Annotated in this window: 17 protein-coding genes and 1 pseudogene; 11 read left to right on the forward strand and 7 right to left on the reverse strand. The window is 63.7% G+C overall.

Features of this window, described 5'->3' with window-relative positions; all coding sequences use genetic code 11:
- Positions 1–32 precede the first annotated feature (32 nt).
- The 7 genes and pseudogenes from C7G41_RS13170 (at position 33) to dusA (ending at position 6,612) form a co-directional block, all read left to right on the forward strand.
- Entirely contained in the window at positions 33–671 is a 639-nt protein-coding gene (locus C7G41_RS13170; protein WP_199198349.1) for a GntR family transcriptional regulator, read from the forward strand.
- A 69-nt stretch (positions 672–740) separates the two neighbouring features.
- Entirely contained in the window at positions 741–1,520 is a 780-nt protein-coding gene (locus tag C7G41_RS13175; protein ID WP_106943006.1) for an SDR family oxidoreductase, read from the forward strand.
- Between the two features lie 7 nt (positions 1,521–1,527).
- A complete protein-coding gene (locus tag C7G41_RS13180) occupies positions 1,528–2,673 on the forward strand; it encodes a pyridoxal phosphate-dependent aminotransferase (protein WP_106943007.1) in 1,146 nt (381 codons plus the stop codon).
- 11 nt (positions 2,674–2,684) lie between these two features.
- On the forward strand, positions 2,685–3,566 hold the full coding sequence (locus tag C7G41_RS13185; protein ID WP_199198350.1) for an alpha/beta fold hydrolase: 882 nt from the start codon (positions 2,685–2,687) through the stop codon (positions 3,564–3,566).
- 7 nt (positions 3,567–3,573) lie between these two features.
- The gene (locus tag C7G41_RS13190) at positions 3,574–4,848 is read left to right on the forward strand and encodes a Zn-dependent hydrolase (RefSeq protein WP_106943008.1); all 1,275 of its coding nucleotides are present in this window, start codon (positions 3,574–3,576) and stop codon (positions 4,846–4,848) included.
- Positions 4,845–5,338: pseudogene (locus C7G41_RS13195) on the forward strand (flavin reductase). Before C7G41_RS13190 ends, C7G41_RS13195 begins: the two are co-directional and overlap by 4 nt.
- Positions 5,339–5,616: 278 nt before the next feature.
- Positions 5,617–6,612 carry a tRNA dihydrouridine(20/20a) synthase DusA gene (dusA, locus tag C7G41_RS13200; RefSeq protein ID WP_106943009.1) on the forward strand — a complete coding sequence of 332 codons (996 nt, stop codon included), beginning with the start codon at positions 5,617–5,619 and terminating at the stop codon, positions 6,610–6,612.
- A 25-nt stretch (positions 6,613–6,637) separates the two neighbouring features.
- Here the strand turns inward: dusA and C7G41_RS13205 are convergent, their stop codons facing one another.
- From C7G41_RS13205 to C7G41_RS13225, 5 genes are all read right to left on the reverse strand, one after another.
- On the reverse strand, positions 6,638–7,192 hold the full coding sequence (locus tag C7G41_RS13205; protein ID WP_106943010.1) for a TIGR02281 family clan AA aspartic protease: 555 nt from the start codon (positions 7,190–7,192) through the stop codon (positions 6,638–6,640).
- 28 nt (positions 7,193–7,220) lie between these two features.
- On the reverse strand, positions 7,221–7,424 hold the full coding sequence (locus tag C7G41_RS13210) for a DUF1289 domain-containing protein (protein ID WP_106943011.1): 204 nt from the start codon (positions 7,422–7,424) through the stop codon (positions 7,221–7,223).
- 44 nt (positions 7,425–7,468) lie between these two features.
- Positions 7,469–9,064 carry a HAMP domain-containing sensor histidine kinase gene (locus C7G41_RS13215; protein ID WP_106943012.1) on the reverse strand — a complete coding sequence of 532 codons (1,596 nt, stop codon included), beginning with the start codon at positions 9,062–9,064 and terminating at the stop codon, positions 7,469–7,471.
- Positions 9,065–9,201: 137 nt separating this feature from the next.
- Complete coding sequence (nhaD, locus tag C7G41_RS13220) at positions 9,202–10,479, reverse strand: sodium:proton antiporter NhaD (protein WP_106943013.1); 1,278 nt, start codon at positions 10,477–10,479, stop codon at positions 9,202–9,204.
- A 22-nt stretch (positions 10,480–10,501) separates the two neighbouring features.
- Entirely contained in the window at positions 10,502–11,374 is an 873-nt protein-coding gene (locus C7G41_RS13225; RefSeq protein WP_106943014.1) for an NAD(P)-dependent oxidoreductase, read from the reverse strand.
- A gap of 182 nt (positions 11,375–11,556) precedes the next feature.
- Between C7G41_RS13225 and C7G41_RS13230 the strand changes: the two genes are divergently transcribed.
- The 3 genes from C7G41_RS13230 (at position 11,557) to C7G41_RS13240 (ending at position 14,500) form a co-directional block, all read left to right on the forward strand.
- Positions 11,557–11,994 (forward strand): VOC family protein, encoded by a 438-nt coding sequence (locus C7G41_RS13230; protein ID WP_106943015.1) that lies wholly within the window; start codon positions 11,557–11,559, stop codon positions 11,992–11,994.
- Between the two features lie 53 nt (positions 11,995–12,047).
- Positions 12,048–13,190 (forward strand): Mrp/NBP35 family ATP-binding protein, encoded by a 1,143-nt coding sequence (locus tag C7G41_RS13235; RefSeq protein WP_106943016.1) that lies wholly within the window; start codon positions 12,048–12,050, stop codon positions 13,188–13,190.
- Positions 13,191–13,408: 218 nt separating this feature from the next.
- Positions 13,409–14,500 carry a TRAP transporter substrate-binding protein gene (locus C7G41_RS13240; RefSeq protein WP_018459388.1) on the forward strand — a complete coding sequence of 364 codons (1,092 nt, stop codon included), beginning with the start codon at positions 13,409–13,411 and terminating at the stop codon, positions 14,498–14,500.
- Positions 14,501–14,960: 460 nt separating this feature from the next.
- On the opposite strand, the gene C7G41_RS13245 is transcribed toward C7G41_RS13240, so the two are convergent.
- Together C7G41_RS13245 and C7G41_RS13250 are read right to left on the reverse strand one after the other, a co-directional pair.
- Positions 14,961–15,962 carry a sensor histidine kinase gene (locus C7G41_RS13245; RefSeq protein WP_106943017.1) on the reverse strand — a complete coding sequence of 334 codons (1,002 nt, stop codon included), beginning with the start codon at positions 15,960–15,962 and terminating at the stop codon, positions 14,961–14,963.
- Positions 15,963–16,335: 373 nt separating this feature from the next.
- Positions 16,336–17,394: an alpha/beta fold hydrolase gene (locus C7G41_RS13250; protein WP_199198351.1), complete on the reverse strand. Its 1,059-nt coding sequence runs from the start codon at positions 17,392–17,394 to the stop codon at positions 16,336–16,338.
- Between the two features lie 313 nt (positions 17,395–17,707).
- Between C7G41_RS13250 and C7G41_RS13255 the strand changes: the two genes are divergently transcribed.
- Positions 17,708–18,382, forward strand: a complete 675-nt coding sequence (locus C7G41_RS13255) for a response regulator transcription factor (RefSeq protein ID WP_106943018.1) — start codon at positions 17,708–17,710, stop codon at positions 18,380–18,382.

The raw sequence follows: 18,382 nt of genomic DNA on the forward strand, positions 1-18,382 counted from the left end.
ACGGGCAGGAGTCCCTAGCGCCGAGCCCCGGCATGACGCTCGCCGAAAGCCTGCGCCAGAAGCTCGAAGGGGCGATTGCGGCGGGGCACCTCGAGCCGGGCAGCCGGCTCGATGAGCAGGAGATCGCCCAGCGCTTCGGCGTCTCGCGTACGCCGGTGCGGGAGGCGTTCCGCCTGATGGCCGCCAACAATCTGGTCGAGCTGCGCGGCCGGCAGGGCGCGACCGTCCGCAGCATCAAGGCCCAGGCGCTGATCGAGATGTTCCAGGTTATGGCGGAGTTGGAGGGGCTTTGCGCAAGGCTCGCCGCCCGGCGTGTCTCCCAGGCCTGGGGGACTGAAATTGGCGAGATTCACCAGCGGCTTGTGGCAGCAGGCGAAACCGGTGACATCGACGTTTTCTACGACATCAACCAGGAATTCCACGAGGCGATCTACGAGGCCTCGCGCAACACTTTCCTCGCCGACCAGACCCGCAAGCTGCGCAACCAGGTGGCTGCGTATCGCCGCCGGGTGACGCGGATGCCGAACCGGATCGCCGACACCGTTCGCGAGCACGAGGCGATCATGCAGGCGATCCTGGCCCATGATCCGGAGCGGGCGCACAGCGCGATGCGCGACCACGTCAACCTGCTCGGCGACAACCTGCTGGACTTCCTTGCCGCCTTCGAATGACCCCCCGATGTCGCTTGGTATGCAAATTGCTAGACCTTGTATATCTAGCTTGCATCCTGGAGACCCGGAGTGGACCTGAAGCTGACGAACAAGACCGCCCTGATCACCGGCGCGTCGAAAGGAATTGGACTTGCCGTGGCCGAGCTCTTCGCCGGGGAGGGGTGCCATCTGCATCTGGCCGCCCGCAATGGCGAGGCGATGCTCGAGGCCAAGAAGCAGCTCGAAGCGCGCCATGGCGTGAAGATCACGATCCATGCGCTCGACCTGTCGAGCACGGTTGCGATGGAAAAGCTCGCTGCCGAAGTCGGCGATATCGACATCCTCATCAACAATGCCGGCGACATTCCGGCGGGTTCGCTGGAAATCCTCGACGACGCGGCCTGGCGGCGCGGCTTCGATCTTAAGGTGTTCGGCTACATCACGCTGTCGCGTCTCTATTATCCGCGCATGAAGGGCAAGGACGGCGTCATCATCAACATCATCGGCAATTCCGGTGAGAACTGGGACGCGAGCTACATCGCGGGTTCGACCGGCAACGCGGCGCTGATGTCCTTTACCAAGGCGCTCGGTGGCCGCAGCCTCGATCACGGTGTCCGCGTGGTCGCGGTCAATCCTGGCCCGGTGGCCACCGACCGGATGCTCAAGATCATGAAGCGCAAGGCGATCGACATGCTCGGCGACGAGAGCCGCTGGGAGGAACTGTTCGACAAATATCCGGGCAAGCGGCCCGCGACCTCGGAGGAAGTCGCCGATCTCGTCGCCTTCCTGTCTTCGCCGAGGTCCGGCTACATCACCGGCACGGTGGTGACGATCGATGGCGGCATTGCCGCGCGCGGCTCGGTGATCTGAGGCATTGATGTCGAAGCCTCAATCCGCGGCGCTGGTCCGCAACCGCTATTTCGACGAGCTCTCAGCGACGCCGGGACTCTTCTGGCTCGGTCAGAACACCAACCATATCGAGAGCCATCCCGCCGTGCGCGAGGCGATGCTGCGCTCGATCGAGGCGGGCGAGTTCAACGCCTATGCCCCGCCGCTCGGCTTTGAGGCGCTGCGCGCCGCGATCGTCGCCGATCTCGGCGTGCCCGGCGCAGAAGCGCTGGTGACCGAGGGCGGCGTCAACGCGCTGGCGATGATCTGCCGCGCGCGCTGCAAGCCGGGCACAACGCTGGTGACGACCGATCCGACCTGGAAATGGCCGTGCCTGTTCGCGCGCCAGCAGGGCGCCGAGGTGATCGAGATTCCGATCTACGATCCGGCCTGCAATTATCGCCTGACACCGGAGGCGCTGAAGGCGAATGTCGACGAGCGCACCGCGATCATCTATCTCGTCGATCCCAACAATCCGCTCGGCATTCGCTACACCCGCGAAGAGATCGAGAGCTTTGCCGCGATCGCGCGCGATTGCGGCGCACTACTGGTGCACGACTGCACCTATCGCGACTTCGCCGATGGTCACACGCCGGCGCTTCACGTGGCTCCCAAGGGCTCGGTGGTCTCGACCAGCTTTTCGAAATGGCTTGGGCTCGCAGGTCTGCGGATCGGCGCTCTCGTTGCCGCACCTGATCTGTTCGAGGAGTTCGCGCAGACCTCCACGAGCGTGCTCGGCGCGAGCGTCATCGCCCAGCGCGCGGCGCAGGCGGGGCTGTCGGTCAAGACCGAATGGATGAAGAAGGTCCGCAGCACCGACCGGGCCAACAAGACGATGATCCAGGAGGCGGCTGCCGCGATCGAGGGATTGGCGCTGCCGATCATGCCCTCGCACGGAAACTTTCTGGTGCTGGAGACCATCGCGGCAGGCATCCGTCCTGAGGCGCTGGTCGAGTGCTATCGCCGGCAGGGCATCATGATCCGGCAGGGCACCTACCACACTCAGCGCTTCGGCGACCGTTTCGTCAAGATCAGCACCTCGGTGCCGCAGGCCTGGGCCGAGAAGTTCTGCACGCTGCTGCCGGAGATGGTCGCGCAGGCGCGCACGCTCAACGACCTGCCGCCGCAATTCTAGGGACGATTCCGATGACGATGATCACAGCGAAGGACGGCGTGAAACTCTACGTGGAAGAAACGGGTGAGGGCACGCCGATCCTCTTCATCCATGAATTCGGCGGCAATCACGAAAGCTGGGAGCCGCAGTTGCGCTATTTCAGCCGCCGCCATCGCTGCATCAGCTACGCCGCGCGTGGCTATCCGCCCTCGGATGTGCCTGACAGCGTGGAGGCCTATTCGCAGGCGATCGCCGCTGACGACGCTGTCGCCGTGCTCGATGCGCTCAAGCTCGAGAAGGCGCACATCGTCGGTCTCTCCATGGGCGGCTTCTGCACGGTGCATTTCGGTCTGCGCACGCCGGAGCGCGCTTTGTCGCTCACGGTGGCGGGCGCCGGCTACGGCTGTGAAAAGGAGTTTGAGGAGTATTTTCGCGGTGTCTCGCTCGAAGTCGCCGACAATTTCGAGAAGCAGGGCGCAAAGGAATTCTCCTCGGTCTACGCGCTCGGCGCGAGCCGGGTGCAGTTCCAGAACAAGGATCCGCGCGGCTGGCAGGAATTTGCCGATCGCCTTGCCACCCATTCCGATCGCGGCGCCGCCAACACCATGCGCGGCGTCCAGGCGCGGCGACCGTCGTTCTACGACCTTGAAGACGGCCTGAAGACAATGATGGTGCCCACGCTGGTGGTTGTCGGAGACGAAGATGATCACTGTCTCCAGCCAGGCATCTTCCTGAAGAAGACCATTCCGGCCTGCGGGCTCTCGGTCTTCCCCAAGACCGGCCACACCCTCAACCTCGAAGAGCCGGCGGCGTTTAACGCGCTGCTCGCCGAGTTCATCGCCCAGGTCGAGGCCGGACGCTGGCTCCCGCGCGATCCGCGCGCGCTGCCGGGCCAGATCATGCGCACGAAGTAGGGAATCGATGACGACCCGACCTCTGATCGACGCCGATCGGCTCTGGACCCGTTTGATGGCGCTTGCCGAGATCGGGGCAACGCCCGCGGGCGGCGTCAACCGTCAGGCATTGAGCGACGGCGAGATTGCGGCATGGCGTCGCGTTATCGGCTGGGGGTTAGAAGCGGGTTTGACGCCGTCGACGGATGCCGCGGGAAATCTGTTTCTGACGCTGGCCGGGCGCGACCGTGCCGCGCCGCCGCTCCTGCTCGGCAGCCATCTCGACAGCCAGCCGACCGGAGGGAAATTCGACGGGGCGGCCGGCGTCATGGCGGCGCTCGAGGCGACGATCTCGTTGGCTGAACAAGGCGACACGCCGACGCGCGACGTCATCGTTGTTGCCTGGATGAACGAGGAGGGCTCGCGTTTCGCGCCGGGCATGATGGGTTCGGAGACTTTTACGGGCGAGCGTGACATGGCGGCGATTCGCGCCGCGCGTGATACAGGCGGCGTCAGCGTTGGCGAAGCGCTCGATCGGCTCCATCAGGCTTTTCCCGATCTGCCACACCGGCCGCTCGGCTTCGCCGCCGAGAGCTATCTCGAACTGCACATCGAGCAGGGACCGGTGCTGGAGGCGGCCGCCTGCACGATCGGCGTCGTCACCGGCATCCAGGGCAAGAAGACCTTTCAGGTGGTCGTCGAGGGTGCGGAGGGACACGCAGGAACGCTTGCGCAGCAGGAGAGACGGGATGCGCTCGGGGCCTTCGCGCGCATCGCAACAGCGCTTCATGGTGAGATTGGCACCATCGACGCCGACATCAAGTTCACGATTGGCCGCCTCTCCGTTCAGCCCAACGCGCCTTCTGTGGTGCCGTCACGCGTCAGCTTCAGCATCGATCTGCGCCATCCGGACAATTCCGTGCTGGACGCGGCGGGTGCGCGCATCACCGCGCTGTGCGGCCAGCATGCACCGCCGTGCCTGGTGACGGTGACGCCGCTGGTCGACGCGCCTTCGAACGCGTTCGATCCGCGCTTGCGCGAGTTGATCGCGCAGGCCGCGCGCGACCAGGAGTTTCCGGCCATGAGCATCCTGTCGGCCGCCGGTCACGACGCGCGCCATTTGGCCAAAGTCTGTCCGGCGGCGATGATCTTCATTCCTTGCCGGGACGGTGCGAGCCATGTGGAGCACGAATGGGCCGAGCCGGCTGATGTCGTCGCCGGCGCGTCCGTCCTGGCGCAGGTGTTGCGAGAAGTTGCATTCACCACCCGGTCTTTCGCCGCGGGAGGTGAGGTGGGGGGATGACGGAAATTGCCTCAGAGGACTATCGCGATGCGATGGCAGGTCTCGGCGCCGCGGTCAGCATTATCACGACCGATGGGCCGCAGGTCGCGCAGGCTTCACTGCGTCCGCCGTCTGTAGTGTGACCGACGATCCGCCGACGCTTCTGGTGTGCATGAATCGTACATCCTCGGCGTATGCAAGCGTGGCCGGCAACAAATTGGTTTGTGTCAATGTGCTGTCAGCTCAGCAAGAGCCACTGTCACGGCTATTTGGCGGCAAGGTTCCCATCGCGGAACGGTTCGCTGCGGCGGTGTGGTCGACGCTCGAGACGGGTGCACCCGTTCTCAGCGACTGCGCGGTTGCCTTCGACTGCCAGATTGCGAATGTCACCACGGTCGGCACGCACGATGTCTTGTTCTGCCGCGTTGTAGCGCTCCAGAGATCTGGCTTGACGGAAAACCTGATCTATTTAGGCCGCGCCTACCACTCTGTACGGGCGTGCTCCAGTTGAGGTTTTCCAGCCGGACTTCTCACTTCGGGATTTTGGTCCGCGGGTTTGTGCCGGCTAGCCCGATATAGGCTGGATGCTCATCCTTTGTTGAAGGCTTGGACCAGCTGTGCGGACGCTGGACTCCGACTCCTCTCGGCTTACCATTTTTGAACTGGGGGGTTTTCTCTTCTCAGCCCTGATGTTTATTTCAATTGAATTGAAGGCCCGTTCAAGCGAAAGATAGGAGCGAACCGCTTTCCAATAGTCAGGATGCGCCTGCTGGCTCAAGAGATAATTCATTGAAGTCACGAGATTACCGATTTTCCGTTGCACCCATGATGGACTGGACCGACCGGCATTGCCGGGTGTTCCACCGTCACCTGACGAAGCGGGCGCTGCTCTATACGGAGATGCTGATGACGGGTGCCATCATTCATGGAGACCGGCAGCGGCTGCTTGGCTTCGACGTGGTCGAGCACCCGGTCGCGCTTCAGCTCGGCGGGTCGAGTCCGCGCGAGCTGGCGCTGGCGGCGCGGATCGGCGAGGAGTTCGGTTATGACGAGATCAACCTCAACGTCGGCTGCCCCTCCGATCGCGTGAAGGACGGCCGTTTCGGCGCTTGCCTCATGGCAGAGCCTGATCTCGTCGCAAGGTGCGTCGAGGCGATGAAGGGTGCGGTTGCCGTGCCCGTCACCGTGAAGTGCCGCATCGGCATCGACGACCAGGATCCGGAAGTCGCGCTCGACAACCTTGCGCGCGCGGTCGTCGCCTCCGGCTGCGATGCGCTGATCGTGCATGCCCGGAAAGCATGGCTTAGCGGTTTGTCACCGAAGGAGAATCGCGACATCCCGCCGCTCGACTATGAGCGCGTCTATCGCCTCAAGCGCGCGATGGCCGATGTGCCTGTCATCATCAACGGTGGCATCCCCGGCATCGACGAGGCAAGAGCACATCTCGATCACGTTGATGGTGCGATGCTCGGACGGGCCGCCTATCAGGAGCCGTGGCGGCTGCTCTCGGTCGATACCGACATTTTCGGCGACGCGGCGCCGCATGCCTCGATGCAGGATGCCCTCGAGGCGATGATGCCTTACATCGAACAGCAGCTCGCGCGCGGCACGCGGCTGCACTCCATGACGAGGCATTTCGTCGGCGCATTCCACGCCGTGCCCGGTGCGCGCGCCTTCCGCCGCCATCTTGCCGAGCAGGGGGTGAAGCCCGGCGCCGGCCTCGAGGTGCTGCGCGATGCGATTGCGCGTGTCGGTGCCCGCGCGCCGGCAGAGGCGGCGGCCTAGCCGGAGGCAGCCGGATTGCAAAAGTCTAGTCGACTGCCAGGCGCGAGCGGCGGTGACTGGTCTGTAGCTCCGGATAACCGGTGAGCATCAGCTTGTCGGAGCGCACGCCCCAGCTCTCCAGTCGGTCCAGGAAGCTCATGCCGAGCAGGTTGGTCTTCATCTGCCCGCGCTGCACGACGAGGGCCGGCACCGATTTCTCGACGAGGTGGCCGACCGAGAGGCGGTCGATCGTGAGGCGGGCTGCCTTGGTGTGACCGCCCGCGGTTTCGAGATCGACGTCGTATTCGAGCATCTCGAGCGGCAGCCCGATCGCTTTCGCGGTTTCCCAGGTCAGCACCACCGAAGTCGCGCCGGTGTCGATGACCATCGGTGCGGCCACGCCGTTGATCTTCGCGCGCAACGCGAATTCGCCGCCCTGGCCGCGCGGAATCTGCACGGCGGGAGCGGGCGCTGCGGTCTGCGTGCGAAAGATATGCGAGACCTTGCTGCTCGCGCGCGCGATCTGGTCTGAATCGCCATAGGCGACGACGGCACCGGCCGTGCAGGCGAGCATGACGAGAACGAGCAGGAAGCGGATCATTGCGCATCTCCAGATGCGCGCCGACCGGTCAGGTGCGTTCCGGCGATCCCGCGATGGGCGCAAGTCCAGCCTGATTCATGCGCGCCGGCAACAGCGCCATGACCGCGAGCCGTTCCGCGCTCTCCATGGCGTGCCAGCGCGCGATCTCCGGCAATGTGCGTCCACAGCCGAAGCACAGCCTGGTCTTGGGATCGATCATGCAGACGGCCACGCACGGCGTTTCTTCGCTCATTCGGACATAGTGGCGGATGGTCGGGCATGTCTGCAAGCATCTCGTTACGAGCCCGTACCTGCGCTCATGATCGGCTTGCGACGGGGCCGGCGCTTCTCGTCCGCTACCGCGGAACTCTCGGGTTGGAGCGGCGGAGAATCATCCGACATCGGCGCCAGCGCGCTCATCACGCGCTCGGGCGGGAAGGTGACGATCACTTCGGTGCCGATGCGCAGCTTCGATTTCAGCGTGAACGTACCGCCATGCAGGTCGATCAGATTCTTGGCGATCGGCAGGCCGAGACCGGCGCCCTGTTCGGCCGACTTGATCGAGTTGGAGCCTTGGCCGAACGAGGCCAGCACGACGGGGATCTCGTCCTCGGGAATTCCGGAGCCGGTATCCTTCACCGAGAGATATTGTCCGCCTGAGGCCGTCCAGCCCGCCTTGAGCCAGATCTCGCCGCCTTGCGGAGTGAACTTGATCGAGTTGGAGAGCAGATTGAGCACGACCTGGCGGATCGCGCGCTCGTCGGCCCAGAGCCGCGGCATGGCCTGCTCGAACACCTCGTGGATGGTGATGCCACGGCTCGAAGCGCGCAGCTTCATCAGATGATGGCAGTCGGCGACAATGCCGACCAGCGAGACCGCTTCCTCGTTGAGCTCGTAACGGCCGGCCTCGATCCGCGACAGATCGAGGATCTCGTTGATGAGGTTGAGCAGGTGGACGCCGGAATTGTGGATGTCGGCCGAGTACTCCTTGTAGACCGGAACAGCATGCGCGCCGAAAATCTCGCTCTTCATCACCTCGGAGAACCCGAGGATCGCGTTGAGCGGTGTCCGCAATTCGTGGCTCATCTGCGCCAGAAAGCGCGACTTGGCGACATTGGCGGATTCGGCGCGGTGGCGCGCCTCGTCCGAGATCGCCTTGGCCTGTTCGAGCTCGCCGATCAGCGCGTCCTTCTCGGCGCGCGCCTCGAGCGTGGCGAAGGTCGAAGAGTGCAGGCGATGCGCCAGCAGCACGAAATAGCCTTCGGCGGCAAGGGCGAGCGCGGCCAGGATGTAATTGTCCAGCGAGCCGGTCATCACGAAGCTCAGCGCCATCGCGACCGCGACCGGCGCGGTGGCGGCGAGGGCGGCGATCGGCAGATTGGCGGCCAGCATGCTCGACACTGCGATCACCAGCAGCATCAGGAACATCATCAGCGATTCCGTGATCATATCGAGCACGGGATGGATCAGGATCGCCATCCAGCAAAGGCCATAGAGCAGGTCGAGCACGACGAAGCGCGTCTGCCATGCGCGCGTTGCCGCGGGCGAGGCGGGCTCGGCCAGGAAGCGGTGACAGCTGCGGATCATCGCGGCATGGATGCAAAGCATGCCGGCGGTCCAGGCCGCGGCCGGGATCGGCTGCATCCACAGCCCAAACAGAACGCCCGTCGCGACCACAAGCAGCATCACGACATAGGAGGCCGACAGCCGGGTCTGGGCGTAATGGCGCAGCATTTCGGCGTCGAAAGCCGGGCGGGTTCCACTTGTCGACGTTAACTTGTCGCGCGCCTCGCGCACCCGCTGTGCCGCAGCCCGGCGATGGCTCGCCGACGGCACGCTCACCGGCTCGGCCGGAAGCTGCACAACCTCGGGCTTTTCAGCGGGTTTACTCATCGCACAACAACAATTCCTGCCCGCGCGGGACGGGCCTTCTGCATTGTCTATCTCTGGCAAGAAATCCTTAAGAGGTGACTTAAGGAGCTAAAGAATTACGTTAACCCGGCGTTAATTTTGGATCCGGCGTGAGCCGCTCAATGCAGCGCCGCGTGCTGCGCGATGTATACCACGGCGCCCGCCAGATAGCCGGCGAGCGCGGGAACGGCGATGCGGCGGGCGTACCAGAGGAACTCGATGCGCTCGAGCCCCATGGCGGCGACGCCCGCGGCCGAGCCGATGATCAGGATCGAGCCGCCGGTTCCGGCGCAATAGGCGATGAACTCCCAGAGGAAGCTGTCGGCCGGATAATGCGCCAGGTCGTACATGCCCATGGTCGCGGCGACCAGCGGCACGTTGTCGATGACAGCGCTGAGCAGGCCGAGCACGATCACGATGATGTCCTGGCGGCCGATCGCGGTGTCCAGCCATTTGGCCAGCATGGAGAGCAGGCCGGCATGTTCGAGGCAGGCGACCGCGAGCAAGATGCCGAGGAAGAACACGATCGAGCCCATGTCGATCCGCGTCAGCGCATTCGCGAGCGTGAGCGGACCGCGGACATGCTCATCCTTGTCGCGATGAACGATCTCGCCGACCAACCACACGATGCCAAGCCCGAGCAGGACGCCCATGAAGGGCGGCAGGTGCGTGACCGTCTTGAAGGCGGGCACCGCGATCAGCACGCCTAGCCCGAGATAGAACATCACGTTCCGCTCGAACGGATCGACGCCCTGCAATCCGTCCTCTTTCGGCGGCGGTGCGATGGTCTTGCCCTTGAGCGAAAAGCTGATGAACGCGAGCGGTACCAGCAGGTTGAGCAGGGAGGGCAGGAACACCCCGCCCATGATTTTCAGGGGTGAGATCTGTCCGCCGATCCACAGCATGGTCGTGGTGACGTCGCCGATCACGGTCCATGCGCCGCCGGCATTTGCGGCGATGACGATGAGGGAGGCGAACAGCAGCCGGTCGTCGCGCTTGGCGATCAGCCGCTGGATCAGCGAGATCATGACGATGGTGGTGGTCAGATTGTCGAGAATCGCACTGAGGAAGAAGGTCACGAAGCCAATCAGCCATATCAGACGGACCTGGCTGGTCGTGCTGATGCGGGAGGTGATGACTTCGAAACCGTCATGGGCGTCGATGACCTCGACGATGGTCATCGCGCCGATCAGGAAGAACACGATCTGCGCGGTGGAAGCGACGGACTCATCTAGCTGACGGCCGACCAGCGTGTGGTCGCCGGTCGCGAGCGCGTAGATTGTCCAGAGCACGCCCGCGCCGAGGAGCGCAGACGCACTCTTGTTCACCCCGATGGGATGCTCGAGCGCGATCGCCGCATAGGCGAGGACGAAGATTGCGGCGAGTGCGATCAGCAAGGCAGGATCACTTCGTCAGGGGTCAGCGATTGAGGCGCGCGAGCAGGCTCGAGGTATCCCAACGCTTGCCGCCCATCTTCTCGACCTCGGCGTAGAACTGGTCGACCAGCGCGGTCACGGGCAAATTGGCGCCGTTGCGGCGGGCTTCGGCCAGCGAGATCGAGAGATCCTTGCGCATCCATTCGACCGCGAAGCCGAAATCGTATTTGTCCTCGTTCATGGTCTTGTAGCGGTTCTCCATCTGCCAGGACTGCGCGGCGCCCTTTGAGATGGTTTCGATCACGGCCGCGACGTCGAGGCCACTTTTCTTGGCGAAGTGAATGCCCTCGGAGAGGCCCTGGACGAGGCCAGCGATGCAGATCTGATTGACCATCTTGGTCAGCTGGCCGGAGCCGGCGGGCCCGAGCAGTTTGCACATCCGCGCATAGGCGCCTGTGATGATCGGCTCGGCGCCGGCATAGGCGTCCTGCGCGCCGCCGCACATCACCGTCAGCACGCCGTTCTCGGCGCCGGCCTGGCCGCCGGAGACCGGGGCGTCGATGAATTTGAAGCCGGCCTTGGTGGCGGCCGCATCGAGCTCACGCGCGACCTCGGCGGAAGCGGTGGTGTGGTCGACGAAGGTCGCACCCTTCTTCATGCCGGCAAACGCGCCGTCGGCACCGATCGTGACCGCGCGCAGATCGTTGTCGTTGCCGACGCAGCACATCACGAAGTCCTGGCCCTCGGCTGCAGCCTTCGGGGTCGCCGCGGTCTTGCCGCCGAACTTTTCCGCCCACTCCTTCGCCTTGGCCGCGGTGCGGTTGTAGACGGTGACCTCATGGCCCCCTTTTTTCACGAGGTGTCCGGCCATGGGGAAGCCCATCACGCCGAGACCGAGGAAAGCGACTTTAGCCATCTGTGGTGCCTTATCCGTAGTTTGGGTTTTACGGTTCTTGCCGGGCGAGGGGCGCCGGGTTCCGCCATTGCGGCAGATCGGGCGCACCATAAACCCTTGAGGCCGGAGGGCAACGGCTTCGTTTGGCCCCCGCCTGTGCTAGGATGGCGGACCCAAGGACTTCAAAAAAAGGGAGCGAAAGCATGGGCGGCGTAAGCGTGGGCGTGCTCGATCATTTCAACATCCGGACCCGGAATCTGGCCGAGACCGTCCGCTTCTATGAGGACGTGCTGGGCCTGGAAAAAGGCGCCCGGCCGAATTTCGCCTTCCCCGGCGCCTGGATGTACAGCGAGGGTAAGCCGGTGGTGCACCTCGTCGATATTTCTCCGACTGCCGAGCCACAAAAGCCGGATTCCGGCGTTGTCCACCACGTCGCCTTCGCCAGCCGCGGGTTTGACGGCATGAAGCAGCGGCTGGGCTCAAAGGGGATGAAGTTCGACTCCCGCCAGGTGCCCGGCGGCGAACTCTGGCAGATCTTCGTCCATGACCCCAACGGGGTCATGATCGAGCTGAATTACGAGGCGGCCCTGGAGCAGGGCGCGGCGCCCGCCGAGATGGCTGACGATATCGGCAGGCAGTAGCCTTTTGGGCGTTTCCGCTCTAATGGGGCATCTTGAATTCTAGGAGATGCGCTTTGAGCGTGACGCAGCAACAGGTTCTCGACAGCCTCGCCAGGATCAAGTCGCCCCGCGGGGTCGCGCTCACCAATGCCAATGTGCTGAGCGCGATCAGCGCGGCCGACGGCAAGGTGTTCTTCTCGATCAATGTCGATGCCGCCGAGGCGCGAGCCTGGGAATCCGTCCGGGCCGAGGCCGAGGCCGCGGTGCGCGCCATTCCCGGCGTCACCACGGTCATGGTGGCTCTCACGGCTGAGCGCAAGGCCGGCGCGGCACCACCACCGCCGCCAACTCCCAGCCGCGGCACGCCGGGCGTGCAGCCGGTCCACGCCCACAAGCCGCCGCCGCAGGGCGGCGCCCAATCGCCGATGGCGCGGCAGTCCGAGATTCCGGGCGTCGCGGCCGTGATCGCGGTCGCCTCCGGCAAGGGCGGCGTCGGCAAGTCCACGACCGCGCTCAATCTTGCGCTGGGCCTGCGCGATCTCGGCCTCAAGGTCGGGCTGCTCGATGCCGACATCTACGGCCCCTCAGTGCCGCGGCTGACCGGCCTCCACCAGAAGCCGGAGCTGAACGACGAGCGCAAGATGATTCCGCTCAAGCGTTTCGGCCTGGCCATCATGTCGATCGGCTTCCTGGTTGAGGAAGAGACCGCGATGATCTGGCGCGGGCCGATGGTGATGTCGGCGGTGACGCAGATGCTGCGCGACGTCGCATGGGGAGAGCTCGACGTCCTCGTCGTTGACATGCCGCCAGGCACCGGCGATGCCCAGCTCACGCTGGCGCAGAACGTCCCCTTGAAGGGCGCCGTGATCGTCTCGACCCCGCAGGACCTGTCCCTGATCGACGCAAGGCGGGGGCTTGCGATGTTCAAGAAGGTCAACGTGCCCGTGCTCGGCATCGTCGAGAACATGAGCTATTTCCAGTGCCCGCAATGCGGCACGAAATCCGACATTTTCGGCCATGGCGGCGCGCGCCACGAGGCCGAGAAGCTCGGGGTACCGTTCCTGGGCGAGGTCCCCCTGCACATGGCGATTCGTGCCACCTCGGATGCCGGCACGCCCGTGGTGGACAGCGAGCCGGACGGTCCCCATGCGGCGATCTACCGCGCCATTGCGGGACAGGTTCGGGACCAGCTCAAGGGCGTCATCGCCGCCGCCTGAGCGGATCAAGCGAATCCCTTTAAACCAATACCCTGGGGACATGCGACTTTCGTAGAGCCCTGTCATGCCAATGTCGCGTTTCGAAAGCGGGGCTTCCGTGTTAAAGGCCCACGGCAGTCAAGCCCCTTCGGTTCGACGCGGCCCAAGAACGCGTCGCCGGAAATGAGCGGCAGCAAAGAGGAAGTTAGGGGAAACGCCCCAACAAGGAGAGACTGAAGATGAAGCGTCGTGATTTTCTGAAAGTGTCGGCAGCCGGCGCGGCGGCGACCGCCGCGGTGGCCTCGCCGGCGATCGCGCAGTCCTCGCCCGAGATCAAGTGGCGCCTGACATCGAGCTTCCCGAAGTCGCTCGACACCATCTATGGCGGTGCCGAGCAGATGGCGAAGTACGTCGCCGAGATGACCGACAACAAGTTTCAGATCCAGGTCTTCCAGGCGGGTGAAATCGTTCCGGGCCTGCAGGCGCTGGATGCGACGCAGAAGGGCACCGTCGAGATGTGCCACACGGTGTCGTATTATTACGTCGGCAAGGACCCGACCTTCGCGATCTTCGCGTCGGTGCCTTTCGGCCTGAACGCACGCCAGCAGAATTCCTGGCTGTACCAGGGCGGCGGCAACGAGCTCGCCAACGAGTTCTTCAAGAAGACGAACGTGGTGGGTTTCCCCTGCGGCAACACCGGCACCCAGATGGGCGGCTGGTTCCGCAAGGAGATCAAGACCGTTGCCGACCTCTCGGGCCTTAAGATGCGCATCGGCGGCATTGCCGGCCAGGTGCTCCAGAAGGTCGGCGTGGTGCCGCAGCAGCTCGCCGGCGGCGACATCTATCCGTCGCTGGAGAAGGGCACCATCGACGCGGCCGAATGGGTCGGCCCCTACGATGACGAGAAGCTCGGCTTCGCCAAGGTCGCCAAGTACTACTACTACCCGGGCTTCTGGGAAGGCGGTCCGACCGTTCACGCCTTCGCCAACATCGACAAGTGGAACGAGCTGCCGAAGAACTACCAGGCGATCCTCACCAACGCGACCGTCAACACCAACACCTGGATGGCCGCGCGCTATGACATGGTGAACCCCGGCGCCCTGAAGCGTCTGGTCGCCGGCGGAACGCAGCTTCGCCCGTTCACCAATGAGGTTCTGGAAGCCTGTCTCAAGGCGACCAACGAATTGTGGGGCGAGATCTCGGCCAAGAATCCCGATTTCAAGAAGTCGATCGATGCCATGCAGGCCTACCGCTCCGACGAATATCTGTGGTGGCAGGTCGCCGAATACACCTACGACAGCTTCATGATCCGCTCGCGCACCCGCGGCTGATCTTCGAACAAGTCGCAAGACGACACGCCCGGTCTCGTTCGCGAGGCCGGGCTTTTTCTTTGGGACGACGCCGCGGAGCGGCGTTGTCGCCGCGGTAGGGGCGGGGCGTCCAGCAAAAAATCTGAAAAACAACCCCATGCACAGTAGACGAGGGGTGAGAGGACAAGGCGCTGCGAGTGCAGCCAACAGCTTGATGCGATGGAGTTAATTGGCAGGCAGGCCCAGGCATCGCGCGGTCGGTAGGAACTTCGCATTTTGGAGCCAAAAGCGGGGTGGGTCAGGCGTACGAAGCGACTGCTTCAGCGGGACCGTTTGACTCGTCGGGCAAAACAGTGGCAGAAAGGCTTATCGAATAATCCGAAATTGGCGCCTCGGTGGTCAGCCTGGGGTGACGATGAGCTTCGATCCCGATGAGGTTCAAAGCGCGCTGCGCAAGTGGGCGCGGGAAATCAGCTGAACATCAATTCGCAAGACGGTCTTTGCTCATGCGCAGGATGACCACCAAACCCTCTTCCGACCAGTCAAAAGTTATAGCCCCTCCAAGCTGGGCGGCCATACTTCGGTGCACCAACTTGCTTCCAAAGCCTTCGAGCTTTGTTGGAGCGACAACGGGGGGACCACCCCGCTCCGTCCACTTGACCACGACCTCGTCCTCGTGGGCGTTGCACGATACGTCCAGGGTGCCACTTGAAAGCGACAGCGCACCGTATTTCGCAGAGTTGGTTGCCAGTTCATGCATCACCAGGGCGAGTGCTGTGCTGGAAGTCTCTCCCACCTTCATCTTGGGGACCGAGACACGAATACGAACGCTGGCTCCTTCCTCGTCGTACGGCGCAAGCAGAACAGAGATGAGGTCTCCAAGAAGCGTCCCCTCTCTATTTCGTCCTGGCACCGGGCGAACAAGGTCCTGCGCACGTCCAAGAGCGATCAGGCGACTGGTCAGTTCCTGGGCCATATCTTCTTTTGATGCTGCCGAGCGCGAGCTCATTTGAGTCAGCGCCGTTGCGACGGTGAGAAGGTTTTTCAACCGGTGGCTCATCTCGCCCGCCAGTAGCTCGTTGGCTTCCTCAGCTTGCTTGCGTTGGGTTACATCCAGGAAAATACCGAACATAGTTCGATCCGCCATGTCGGCGTCGTCGCCTTGGCCCCGAGCGGAAATCCAGCGGATATCGCTTCCGGTCAGGATACGAAAATCGATCTCGTAAGAGCCCACGACTGCGCGAGTAGCCGCAAATGCCGATCTCACCCTCTCGAGATCGGCGGGGTGGATGTTTTTGGACAGTATCTCGAACGTAATTTTCTGCTGGCCCTTGGGCACCTCCCAAAGGTCGTACGCGGGCTCATCCATGGTGATGGCGTCGGTATCGACGTTCCAGGACCATAGAGCGACACCGGCGGCGCGAGTGGCAGCCCGGAGGTGCTTTTCGTGCCACAACGGCATCGTCACCTGGCTAGGAAACATCGCGCTTTGCTTTCCTGCTGATCGGACCAAATCGGCACCTCTGCCGAAGGGCAATCGACAGATACCATACCCGGTCGAAAAGGTCTTGGTTCGTTCGCAAGGCGGTCCCGCGCCGCAGTTGGCTTAGAAGCGATCCTCAAACGAGCCATGCGGTTCGCCGACGGCCATCAGCGGCGTTGTTCGTCAGCGACTAGCATTGCTTCGCGAACCTTCATTCAGCAATTTTGAGGTGATCTCGATTTTGAGCATGTCTGCGCACTGGTAAGGCAGCGTCGCTGGACGATTGCCCTACGCCGGGTCACCGCGTCCTTTGGAGCACTCGGCTTCTTCTTCGGATAGTCCGGACAGCCGCTTTCTCGCCAACAATCTGCTGTCAGGCGCCGGAAGTCTCTCGGGGCTGTTGTGCGCGTGAGCCTTCCCTTCCGTGAGTCAACACGGCCTCGGCAGCAGCTTCGTCGATGGCCGCCATCACGTCAGCGGTTGCGGAATGATGAATCATGTGTCCCACGCCGTCGATGCGGCGCAATTTGCTCTGCTTGATCTCGCCATGCAGCCTGACCGACTGCTTGATATCGATCAGACGATCGTCCTGGCCCGCGATAATGACCGTGGGCATCTTGAGTTCTGCATAGGTCTTCGAACCTGAGAATGCGGCGGGGATCAACATCGTCGCTTCGGCCGCTGTGGCCCGCATCTGTGATGGACGGAGCGCCAGTTCTTTCGGAAAGCCCGCGAACTTGTTCGGGACCTGCCGGGGGCCGAACAGCTTCCGCAACATCGCGGGCCACATCATCCGACCGGCTAGCGGCGAAATCGTGGAGCTGATGATGTCCCCGACCACCGGTAGGGCGGACAGCACCGACGCGGCGCTGTCTGCGCGGGAAGTGGGAAAATAATAGCCCGAGGCCAGCACGAGAGCCTGCACGAACGAAGGATGTCTTGTCGCCAGCGCAACCGCAACCGACGCTCCCCACGAATGGCCAAGCACAATCGCTTGAGAGACGCCCAGCTGATCGAACGCCTTCTTGAACAGGTCTGCTTGGGCCTCCGGGGTCCAGACGACGTGTCGCGGTCGCGAACTATGCCCAAAGCCGGGGCGATCGAACACCATGACCCTGTAGTTCTCGGCTGCGAGATCGATCAATCCACTCGAGTCGAAATCCTGGACCATGCTGCCATTGCCGTGAAACAAAACCAGCGGCTTGCCGCTGCCGCGTTCCAAATAGTGCAGGCGGACCCCCTCGACGTCGATGAACCGCCCCTGCGGAGGATTATCGCGTTGCGCTTTGTTCGCGAGCTGCCGGTTGATGATTGCGGTAGCCGCGATGAGGGTGCCTGCGGCAGCAAACGCGGTGGCGCGCGGATGTCGCGTGAAGGCGGTCAGGCAGTCGGATAGAAGGGAGCTGGAGCGTGTTCGTCGTGCGAGCCGCATGTGCATTGCCTTAGGTGGTCTGCACGACGCCCCATCAAATGAGAAATGTTGCAGCTGAGTTAAACGGTTCGCGGGGGTGTTCGTTCCTTGGGTGGGTCGATGGGGTGCCGGCAGCGGGGCCCAAGGGGGCAAACGTCCGCGCCATCCGCGACGTCATCCGCAAGTGCCCTGATTGGCTTACAGGAACCTGACTGAAGGAAGCGGCCGGCCAGCCGGGTGCTTTTTCGCTGGCCGAGATGCCCCGGATGGTGGAAGACAGCGACATGCGGCACGAGCCGTGCGGTGGGACCGGAACATCCCGCGGGACAATGCGATGCGCCTTCTGATCGTCGAGGATAATGCCGAGCTGTCGCGGCTCGTTGCCGGCGGGCTGTCGGCGGCCGGCTATGAGAGCGACATCGTCGGCAGCGCCGCCGAAGCGCGCGAGGCGGTCAGCAGCGTCAGCTATGCCGCGATGATCCTCGACCTCGGACTGCCCGACGGCGATGGCCTGTCGGTGCTGCGCGAGCTGCGCCGGCTGATGGAGCCGTTGCCGGTGCTGGTGCTGACCGCGCGCGGCGGCTTGCAGGACCGCGTCAGCGGCCTGCGCAGCGGCGCCGACGACTATCTGGCAAAACCGTTCGCGATGGAGGAGCTGGTGGCGCGGTTGGAGGCGATCATGCGCCGTCCGGGCCAGTTGCTCGGCCGCTCGCTGCGCCTCGCCAACCTCGTCTATGACACCGAGAGCCGCCAGATCTTCGTCAACGACCAGCCGCGCATCATCTCCGCGCGCGAGGCCTCGGTGCTCGAGATATTGCTGCGCCGGCAGGGGCGGGTGGTGCCGAAGAAGAACGTCGAGGATCACATCTTCGGCCTCGACGGCGAGGTCGCCTCCAACGCGGTCGAGGTCTACGTCTCGCGGTTGCGCAAGCAGCTCACCGAGCACGGCGCCAGGGTCGTGATCCACACCATCCGTGGCGTCGGCTATCTCATGGCCGAGGAGAAATAG

It is taken from the genome of Bradyrhizobium sp. MOS002, from assembly GCF_003020115.1.
Taxonomy (GTDB): domain Bacteria; phylum Pseudomonadota; class Alphaproteobacteria; order Rhizobiales; family Xanthobacteraceae; genus Bradyrhizobium.